Origin of the sequence: Streptomyces sp. N35, from assembly GCF_016464295.1 — a bacterium.
GTDB lineage: Bacteria > Actinomycetota > Actinomycetes > Streptomycetales > Streptomycetaceae > Streptomyces.
Genome location: NZ_JAEIMH010000005.1, coordinates 174,282 through 183,407 on the forward strand (window position 1 = coordinate 174,282; position 9,126 = coordinate 183,407).

Sequence of the window (9,126 nt, forward strand, 5' to 3'; positions counted from 1 at the left end):
GCGGGGCGGTTACGCCCCGCGGCCGTCAGCGGTCAGCCCTGTCAGGAGGCCGGCGGAGTCGGCGTGGTCCCGCCGGCAGCCGGAGGCGTACCAGGCCCCTGAGCAGGCGGCGGCGCGCCCGGTCCCTGGGCGGGCGGCGTACCGGTCCCCTGTGCAGGAGGCCGGTCGGCAGCGGCACCCGCAGCGGACCCCTCGGACAGCCGGTCAAGCGCGTCCTTGGCCTTGCCGGTACCCGACTGGATCTTGTCGCTGTACTTGCCCTTGGTCTTCTCGTCGACCGCCTTCGCGGCCTTGTCCAGACCCTGCTCGATCTTGCCCCCGTGCTCCTTGGCAAGGCCCGCGGCCTTGTCCTTGGCCGGGGCGAGCTTGGCCTTCAGCGTGTCAAGGAGGCCCATGGCTTTCGCACCTTCTTCGTCGGACCGCCGCGGGTGCGGACGGCTACTTGCGGGCGCCTTCGCCGGCCTCGTTGTCCGCCGCCTGCTCGGCCGACTGCTGCTTCGGGATCTCCACTCCCTCGGCGGCAGCGGTCTCGGCGCCGGCTTCCTCGGCGGTCTTCCCCTCCGGCTCCGGTGCTGCCTCGGCCTCGGGGGTGGTGCCGGCCTCGGCCGCGGGCTCGGTTTCGGGCTCGGCCGTCAGAGTGGCCGTCGAACCCTCCGCCGTTGACGCGACCTCGGTCTCCTTGCCCTTGCGACGGAACCGTGAAAAAACGCCCATTTCTACTCCAAACCGTACTCGTGTGAGGGAAATCCCGCGCCGCCCGGTGCGTCTCCTTGCGACGTCCGGGCCTCCGGTCCTCGAAACCGGCGGCCGAAACCTCGCAACAGGCAACGAAGGGGAGGGCGTGGTGTCACGTAGCTCGTTCGAGGACTTGCCGGGCGCCTGCCAGACTGGTCCGGTGAGTACCGCAGCAGTCGCGCCCGCTTCAGGGCCCCGTGTCATCGCCGTCGTAGGGCCCACCGCCGCCGGCAAGTCGGATCTCGGCGTCTTCCTCGCGCGCGAACTCGGCGGTGAAGTCGTCAACGCGGACTCCATGCAGCTCTACCGTGGGATGGACATCGGCACCGCCAAACTGACGCCCGAGGAGCGCGCGGGCATCCCGCACCACCTCCTGGACATCTGGGACGTCACGGAGGCTGCCAGCGTCGCCGAGTACCAGAAGCTGGCCCGCGCCGAGATCGACCGGCTGCTCGCCGAGGGCCGCTGGCCGGTCCTCGTCGGCGGCTCGGGCCTCTATGTGCGCGGCGCCGTCGACCAGCTCGAATTCCCCGGTACGGATCCGGCGGTGCGCGCCCGCCTCGAGGACGAGCTCGCACTGCGCGGCTCCGGCGCCCTGCACGCCCGGCTCGCCGCCGCCGACCCCGACGCGGCCAAGGCGATCCTGCCGAGCAACGGCCGGCGCATCGTGCGCGCCCTCGAGGTCATCGAGATCACCGGACAGCCGTTCACCGCGAACCTGCCGGGCCACGACTCCGTGTACGACACCGTGCAGATCGGCGTAGACGTCGCCCGCCCCGAACTGGACGAGCGGATCGCGCTGCGCGTGGACCGTATGTGGGAGGCGGGCCTTGTGGACGAGGTGCGCGCTCTCGAGGCCCGGGGGCTGCGCGAGGGCCGTACGGCTTCGCGCGCGCTCGGCTACCAGCAGGTGCTCGCCGCCTTCGCGGGGGAGTGCACCGAGGACGAGGCCCGCGCCGAGACCGTGCGCGCCACCAAGCGCTTCGCGCGCCGCCAGGACTCCTGGTTCCGGCGCGATCCCCGGGTGCACTGGCTCAGCGGCGCCGCGGCCGACCACGCGGAACTCCCGGACCGTGCAATGGCGTTGGTCGAACGAGCGGTCACAGCCTGATCACGTGATGGCATCGGGACGCTCCGGCGGTCATCCGGGCCTGACCGCCCGTGCCATCATCAAGCTTCGATCGATCGTGGAGTCCAGTTGGGAGGGCGCGTGGCGATGGAGGCCGGCCCTCGCGACACCGCACATGAGGAGCAGGGGCAGCTGAGCCCTGATGGTCCGCAATCGGAGCCTGCGCAGGGCGTGAACCCGCCCGAGCCGGCGGACGAAGGCGGCGGCGTGGTCCCCGACGGTCCCGATCCCGCCGAAGAGGCGGCCGCACTAGCCGGTTCCGAGGTCGAGGTCGAGCTGCGGCCGCAGCGCAAGCTCCGGATCTGGCAGATCGCGCCGATCGTGGTCCTCGCGACCCTCGGCTCGCTGATGTTCGCGTTCCCGCTCGCCTTCGAGTTCGGCGACGGCGGCGCGGTGGTGGCCATGCTCGGCCTCCTGATCAGCTGCTGCGCGGCCGGCTGGGGCGTGATGGCCGCCCGTCGCGTCGGTCACACCTGGCCGGGTCTTCCTGTCCGAGGCTCCGGACACCGTCCGGACTGGCGGGTCGTCATCGCGTACACGGCGGTCGTCGGCGTGCTCGCCGTCCTGGCGGTCTGGCGGGTCGCCCGGCTGCGCTGACCAGCGCGTTACGGGTGCGCCGACCGCGGCCGGAGGCTGTGGGCGCCCACCCCGTACGATCGAGGGATGAGCATCGCCTTCCTCAAGGGTCACGGCACTCAGAACGACTTCGTGATCGTGCCCGACCCGGACAATGCCATCGAGCTCGGCCCGAACGCCGTCGCCGTGCTCTGCGACCGGCGTGCCGGACTCGGCGGCGACGGTCTGCTGCACGTGGTGCGCTCGGCCGCGCACCCCGAGGCCAAGCACATGGCCGGCGAGGCCGAGTGGTTCATGGACTACCGCAACGGTGACGGGTCCGTCGCCGAGATGTGCGGCAACGGCGTACGGGTCTTCGCCCACTATCTGCAGCGCGCCGGGCACGTGGAGGCCGGGGACGTCGCGGTCGCCACCCGTGGCGGCATCAAGCGTGTGCACATCGCCAAGGCCGCCGAAGGCGAAGAAGTGGCCATCACGGTCTCCATGGGCAAGGCCGCCTTCCCCGAGGAGCAGGCCACCGTCACCGTCGGCGAGCACAGCTGGCCCGCTCGCAACGTGAACATGGGCAACCCGCACGCCGTCGCCTTCGTCGACGACCTCGACCAGGCCGGCCATCTGTTCACGGCGCCGCTCACAGCGCCGGCCGGGGTCTACCCGGACGGTGTGAACGTGGAGTTCGTGGCCGACCGCGGCGAGCGCCATGTCGCCATGCGCGTGCACGAGCGCGGCGTCGGCGAGACCCGCTCCTGCGGTACGGGAGCGTGCGCGGTGGCCGTGGCCACGGCGCGGCGCGACGGGCTCGACCCGGCGGTGACCGGGGCCCCCGTCACGTACACGATCGATCTGCCCGGTGGACGCCTCGTGATCACCGAACGGGTCGACGGAGAAATCGAGATGACCGGCCCCGCGGTGATCGTCGCCGAGGGCGAGATCAGTTCCGAGTGGTTCGAAAACCTTGGCGCCTGAACCTTCGCTCGAATGGGTGATCCGTTTCACGCTGGGCGAGAGCCGGTGAACGGCGCGTGATGGGGTCGGTAGCATCAAGCACCGGCCCGGACGGCGCGGTTCATGTGTCAGCGGTTCATGCATCAGGGTCCGCACCATGGACGCGTCGCCCCGTTCACGAGGGTGCCGGTCGACGCAGCCGGAGGTGCACAGGATGAGTGCAGAGGCGACAGGCCCCGTAAGCCCGGGGGCGCCCCGCAAGCGTGTCCGGTCCCGGCTCGATCTGCGCCGCCTCGGGCGGGCCGCCATGCGCGGCTCCGCCTCGCGCGGCCGGCTGCCCGACGCCATCGGCCATGTGGTCGAGGCGCACCGCGCCCACTATCCCGACGCCGAGATCGACGCCCTGCGCCGCGCCTACGTCCTCGCCGAGTCCTCGCACCGCGGGCAGATGCGCAAGAGCGGTGAGCCGTACATCACCCATCCGCTCGCCGTCACGCTGATCCTCGCCCAACTCGGCGCGGAGACCACGACGTTGGTGGCCTCGCTGCTTCACGACACGGTCGAGGACACCGAGGTGACGCTCGATCAGGTGCGGGACGGGTTCGGCGACGAGGTCTGCTATCTCGTCGACGGCGTCACCAAGGTGGAGAAGATCGACTACGGCGCCGCCGCCGAGCCCGAGACCTTCCGCAAGATGCTCGTCGCGACCGGCAACGACGTGCGCGTGATGTCCATCAAGCTCGCCGACCGGCTGCACAACATGCGCACCCTCGGCGTGATGCGCCCCGAGAAGCAGGCCCGCATTGCCAAGGTGACGCGGGACGTCCTGATCCCGCTCGCCGAACGGCTCGGCGTCCAGGCCCTGAAGACCGAGCTCGAGGACCTGGTCTTCGCGATCCTGCACCCCGAGGAGTACGCGAGGACCAAGGCACTGATCGACGAGAACGAGCGCGGCCGCACCCCCCTGGCGGCCATCGCCGACGATGTGCGGAACGTGCTGCGCGAGGCCGATATCGAGGCCGAAGTCCTCATCAGGCCGCGGCACTTCGTCTCCGTGCACCGGGTCCGCATGAAACGCGGCGAGCTGCGCGGCGCCGATTTCGGGCGCCTGCTCGTGCTCGTGAACGAGGACGCCGACTGCTACGGCGTGCTCGGTGAGCTGCACACCTGTTTCACGCCGGTGGTCTCGGAGTTCAAGGACTTCATCGCCGTGCCCAAGTTCAACCTCTACCAGTCGCTGCACACCGCGGTCGTGGGCCGCGACGGCGGCGACGTGGCCGAAGTCCTCATCCGTACGCACCAGATGCACAAGGTCGCCGAGGCCGGCGTCGTCGCCCTCGGCAATCCGTACGCGCAGCCCGTGTCGGAGGAGCCCGCGCCCGACGGCGAGCGCGCCGACCCCACCCGGCCCGGCTGGCTCTCCCGGCTGCTCGACTGGCAGCAGGCGGCGCCCGATCCGGACACGTTCTGGTCCTCGCTGCGCGAAGAGCTCTCCCAGGACCGGGAGATCACCGTGTACCGCTCCGACGGCGGCACGCTCGGGCTGCCCGCGGGCGCGACCTGTGTGGACGCGGCCTACGCGCAGTACGGCGAGGGCGCGCACTTCTGTATCGGGGTCCGGGTCAACGACCGGCTCACCACGCTCAGTACGGCCCTGCGCGACGGCGACACCGTGCAGATCCTGCTCGCGCCCCGCGAGACCGGGTCCGGGCCCGATGTCGAGTGGCTGGACCACGCCCGTACACCGGCCGCCCGTATCGCGATCAAGAGCTGGTTCGCCGAGCACCCCGATCGCCGGGAAGCGCCCGAATCCGCCGAACCCAGGCCGGGCCTCACGGTCGCGGGCGCGCGGCACAGCGCGGCCAACGCGGTCGTCGATCTGCCCGGCGCCTCGGTCCGGCTCGCGGGGTGCTGTACACCGGTGCCGCCCGATGCCGTCACCGGGTTCGAGGTCCGCGGCAACGTGGTGACCGTGCACCGCGTCGGCTGTCCCGCGGTGGGCCGGATGGCCGGGCTCGGGCGCGGACCCGTCGGGGTGCGCTGGGTGGACTCGGCGTCGTGCCGCGTGACGCTCACCGCCGAGTCCTTCGGGCGCCCGCATCTGCTTGCCGACCTGACCGAGGCCATCGCGGTCGAGGGCGTCGCGATCGTCTCGGCGACGGTCGAACCGCCCACCGAGGGCCGCGTGCGCCATACGTACACGCTGCAACTCCCCGACGCCGCACGCCTTCCGGGCCTGATGCGGGCGATGCGCAAGGTCGCCGGCGTGTACGACGTGAGCCGGGCGCAGCACCGGGCGGCGGCGACCTCCTGAGGGTGCGGCACCGGGCGGGGGCGAACTTCGGGACTCTCAAGCAGCGGGCGTGACGAGCTCGTAGCAGCCCGGCGACGCCCTCGTAGCGGCCCGGCCGCGACCTCGTAGCTCTGCACGGGGGCCTCGTTCGGGTGGGTCACGCTCGCGCCGTCGACGCCGACGCAGCGCGCGCTGATAGCCGTAATCCATGCTGCTCAAGCCCCGTCTCAAGGCCGCGCTCCTGGCCGCCGCCTCGCTGTCCCTGCTCGCCGCGAGCGCGCCCTCGCCCGCCGCGCCGCTCGGCATCGGCGACCCGCTCTTCCCGCACCTGGGCAACCCCGGTTACGACGTCCAGGCGTACGACCTCTCGTTCAGCTACGGCGGCTCCAACCTGGATCCCCTCGACGCCGTCACGAAGATCGACGCGGTGGCCACCGACTCCCTCGACCGCGTCAACCTCGACTTCGCGCAGGGAGAGGTGCGTTCCGTCGAGGTCAACGGCGCCAAGGCGGCGTTCGCGAGCATGGGTGAGGATCTGATCGTCACGCCCGCCCGGAAGCTGCCCGCCGGCAGCCGGATGCGGATCACCGTGCACCACACCAGCAACCCGGTCCCCGACAAGGCGTACGAGGGCGGGTGGGTGCGCACCGGCGACGGGCTCGTCATGGCGAACCAGGCGGATGCGGCGCACCTGGTGTTCCCGTGCAACGACCACCCCTCCGACAAGGCCCAGTTCACCTTCCGGGTGACGGCGCCGCGCGAGTACACCGCCGTCACCAACGGGCTCGCCGCAGGGCGCGAACGGTCCGGGTCCGACACCACCTGGACGTACCGCACCGTGCACCCCATGGCGACCGAGCTCGCCCAGGTCGCCATCGGCCGCTCCACCGTCGTGCACCGCAAGGGCCCGCACGGACTCCCCGTGCGCGATGTGGTGCCCACCGAGGACCGGAAGCTCTTCGAGCGCTGGCTGCGCAAGACGCCCGACCAGATCGCATGGATGGAGCAGAAGGTCGGGCGCTACCCCTTCGAGGCGTACGGGGTGCTGATCGCCGATGCCGAGACGGGCTTCGAGCTCGAGACGCAGACCCTGTCGCTCTTCGAGCGCTCGCTGTTCACGCGGAGCGTGTTCCCCGAGTGGTACGTCGACTCGATCATGGTCCATGAGCTCGCCCACCAGTGGTTCGGCAACAGCGTCAGCCCGCGCACCTGGTCCGACCTGTGGCTGAACGAGGGGCACGCCTCCTGGTACGAGGCGCTCTACGCCGAAGAGAAGGCCGGGCAGCCGCTGGAGGACCGGATGCGCGACGCGTACCGGCAGTCCGACTCGTGGCGCGCGATGGGCGGACCGCCGGCCGCGCCGAAGCGGCCCTCGCACGGCCAGAAGATCAGCATCTTCCGCCCGGTCGTCTACGACGGCAGCGCGCTCGTCCTGTACGCGCTGCGCCAGGAGATCGGCGCGAAGGCCTTCGACCGCCTGCAGCGCGCCTGGGTCGCGTCCTTCGCGGACGGGGTGGCCACGACCACGGACTTCGTGCACCTCGCGTCCAGGGTCGCCGGAAAGGACCTCTCCGGGTTCTTCCAGGGATGGCTGTACGGGGAGAAGACGCCGGTCATGCAGGGGAAGCCGCAGTGGAAGGCGGATCCGGTGGACTAGGGAACCTGCGGAGCAGCCCCCGTCCCGGGACTGGAACCCGCCCGGGACGGGGAAAAGCCGGATGACGAGACGTCCCGTGCCGTGCGACCATCGATGCCGTCGACGTCGCGCGGCGGCCCCGGGAATCCTGGGGCACCGGAAGTCGTTGACCCAAGCGTGGGAGCCGTACGCATCTCAGGCCCCGCATCCATATCGACGTAAAGGATCCACTTGACCTTCTCTTCCCCTTCCCAGGACGCGCAGGACCCGCAGGACCAGACCACCCACCTCGCGCCGAGCCTCCCCGAAGGACTTCGGGCCGAAGCCCTGATGGAAGAGGACGTCGCCTGGAGCCAGGAGATCGACTCCGCGCGGGACGGTGCGCAGTACGACCGTTCCGAGCGAGCCTCCCTGCGTCGCGTGGCGGGTCTGTCCACCGAGCTCGAGGACGTCACCGAGGTCGAGTACCGCCAGCTCCGTCTGGAGCGTGTGGTCCTCGTCGGTGTCTGGACCGACGGCACCCTGCAGGACGCGGAGAACTCCCTCGCGGAGCTCGCCGCCCTCGCCGAGACGGCCGGTTCCCAGGTGCTCGACGGTGTGTTCCAGCGCCGCGACAAGCCGGACCCGGCGACCTACATCGGCTCCGGCAAGGCCCTGGAGCTGCGCGACATCGTCGTGGAGACCGGAGCCGACACCGTGGTCTGCGACGGTGAGCTCAGCCCCGGCCAGCTCATCCATCTCGAGGACGTCGTCAAGGTCAAGGTGGTCGACCGGACCGCCCTGATCCTCGACATCTTCGCCCAGCACGCCAAGTCCCGAGAGGGCAAGGCGCAGGTCGCGCTCGCGCAGATGCAGTACATGCTGCCTCGCCTGCGCGGTTGGGGTCAGTCGCTCTCCCGTCAGATGGGTGGCGGCGGCGGTGGCGGGATGGCCACCCGAGGCCCCGGTGAGACCAAGATCGAAACGGACCGGCGACGGATCCGCGAGAAGATGGCGAAGATGCGCCGTGAGATCGCGGAGATGAAGACGGGCCGCGACATCAAGCGCCAGGAGCGCAAGCGCCACAAGGTGCCGTCGGTGGCCATCGCCGGCTACACCAACGCGGGCAAGTCCTCGCTGCTCAACCGCCTCACGGGCGCGGGCGTGCTGGTGGAGAACGCGCTGTTCGCCACCCTCGACCCGACCGTCCGCAAGGCGGAGACGCCGAGCGGCCGGGTCTACACGCTCGCCGACACCGTCGGGTTCGTACGGCATCTGCCGCACCACCTCGTCGAGGCGTTCCGCTCCACGATGGAGGAGGTCGGCGAGTCCGATCTGATCCTGCACGTGGTCGACGGTTCGCACCCGGCGCCGGAGGAGCAGCTCGCCGCCGTACGCGAGGTGATCCGGGATGTCGGCGCCACCGACGTCCGGGAGATCGTGGTGATCAACAAGGCGGACGCGGCGGACCCGGTCGTCCTGCAGCGGCTGCTGGCCAACGAGCGGTACGCGCTGGCCGTCTCGGCCCGTACGGGCGAGGGCATCGACAAGCTGCTCGCGCTCATCGACGCCGAACTGCCGCGCCCCTCGGTCGAGATCGAGGCGCTCGTGCCGTACACGCAGGGCGCGCTCATCGCCCGCGCGCACGCCGAGGGCGAGGTCCTCTCCGAGGAGCACACGGGCGAGGGCACGCTGCTCAAGGCGCTGGTGCACGAGGAGTTGGCGGCCGAGCTGTCGACGTTCGTGCCGGCCAAGCGCTGACCACCGGTCCACGCAGAAGGGGCTAGCTCCCCCCCCCCGCGCGGGGCGCGCGGGGGGCCGCGGGGACACCGG

The 9,126-nt window shown here is 71.2% G+C and carries 8 protein-coding genes; 6 read left to right on the forward strand and 2 right to left on the reverse strand.

The genetic code is table 11. The features are described 5' to 3' along the window. Positions 1 to 41: 41 nt before the first annotated feature. Together JAO81_RS04520 and JAO81_RS04525 are read right to left on the reverse strand one after the other, a co-directional pair. Positions 42 to 395 carry an antitoxin gene (locus JAO81_RS04520; RefSeq protein ID WP_199546425.1) on the reverse strand — a complete coding sequence of 118 codons (354 nt, stop codon included), beginning with the start codon at positions 393 to 395 and terminating at the stop codon, positions 42 to 44. A 43-nt stretch (positions 396 to 438) separates the two neighbouring features. Continuing rightward, positions 439 to 714, reverse strand: coding sequence for a hypothetical protein (locus tag JAO81_RS04525; RefSeq protein WP_199546426.1), 276 nt, complete (start codon positions 712 to 714; stop codon positions 439 to 441). Between the two features lie 181 nt (positions 715 to 895). Here JAO81_RS04525 and miaA point away from each other — a divergent pair, with 181 nt between their 5' ends. The 6 genes from miaA to hflX all read left to right on the forward strand — a co-directional run bounded on the left by miaA (position 896) and on the right by hflX (position 9,054). Further along, positions 896 to 1,846 (forward strand): tRNA (adenosine(37)-N6)-dimethylallyltransferase MiaA, encoded by a 951-nt coding sequence (miaA, locus tag JAO81_RS04530; RefSeq protein WP_199546427.1) that lies wholly within the window; start codon positions 896 to 898, stop codon positions 1,844 to 1,846. Between the two features lie 189 nt (positions 1,847 to 2,035). Next, positions 2,036 to 2,461 (forward strand): hypothetical protein, encoded by a 426-nt coding sequence (locus JAO81_RS04535; protein WP_374194253.1) that lies wholly within the window; start codon positions 2,036 to 2,038, stop codon positions 2,459 to 2,461. A 66-nt stretch (positions 2,462 to 2,527) separates the two neighbouring features. Beyond that, positions 2,528 to 3,406: a diaminopimelate epimerase gene (gene dapF / locus JAO81_RS04540; protein ID WP_199546428.1), complete on the forward strand. Its 879-nt coding sequence runs from the start codon at positions 2,528 to 2,530 to the stop codon at positions 3,404 to 3,406. Between the two features lie 193 nt (positions 3,407 to 3,599). Then, positions 3,600 to 5,699 (forward strand): bifunctional (p)ppGpp synthetase/guanosine-3',5'-bis(diphosphate) 3'-pyrophosphohydrolase, encoded by a 2,100-nt coding sequence (locus JAO81_RS04545; protein WP_199546429.1) that lies wholly within the window; start codon positions 3,600 to 3,602, stop codon positions 5,697 to 5,699. Between the two features lie 187 nt (positions 5,700 to 5,886). After that, a complete protein-coding gene (locus JAO81_RS04550) occupies positions 5,887 to 7,335 on the forward strand; it encodes a M1 family metallopeptidase (protein WP_199546430.1) in 1,449 nt (482 codons plus the stop codon). Positions 7,336 to 7,545: 210 nt separating this feature from the next. Then, on the forward strand, positions 7,546 to 9,054 hold the full coding sequence (gene hflX, locus JAO81_RS04555; RefSeq protein WP_199546431.1) for a GTPase HflX: 1,509 nt from the start codon (positions 7,546 to 7,548) through the stop codon (positions 9,052 to 9,054). Positions 9,055 to 9,126 lie beyond the last annotated feature (72 nt).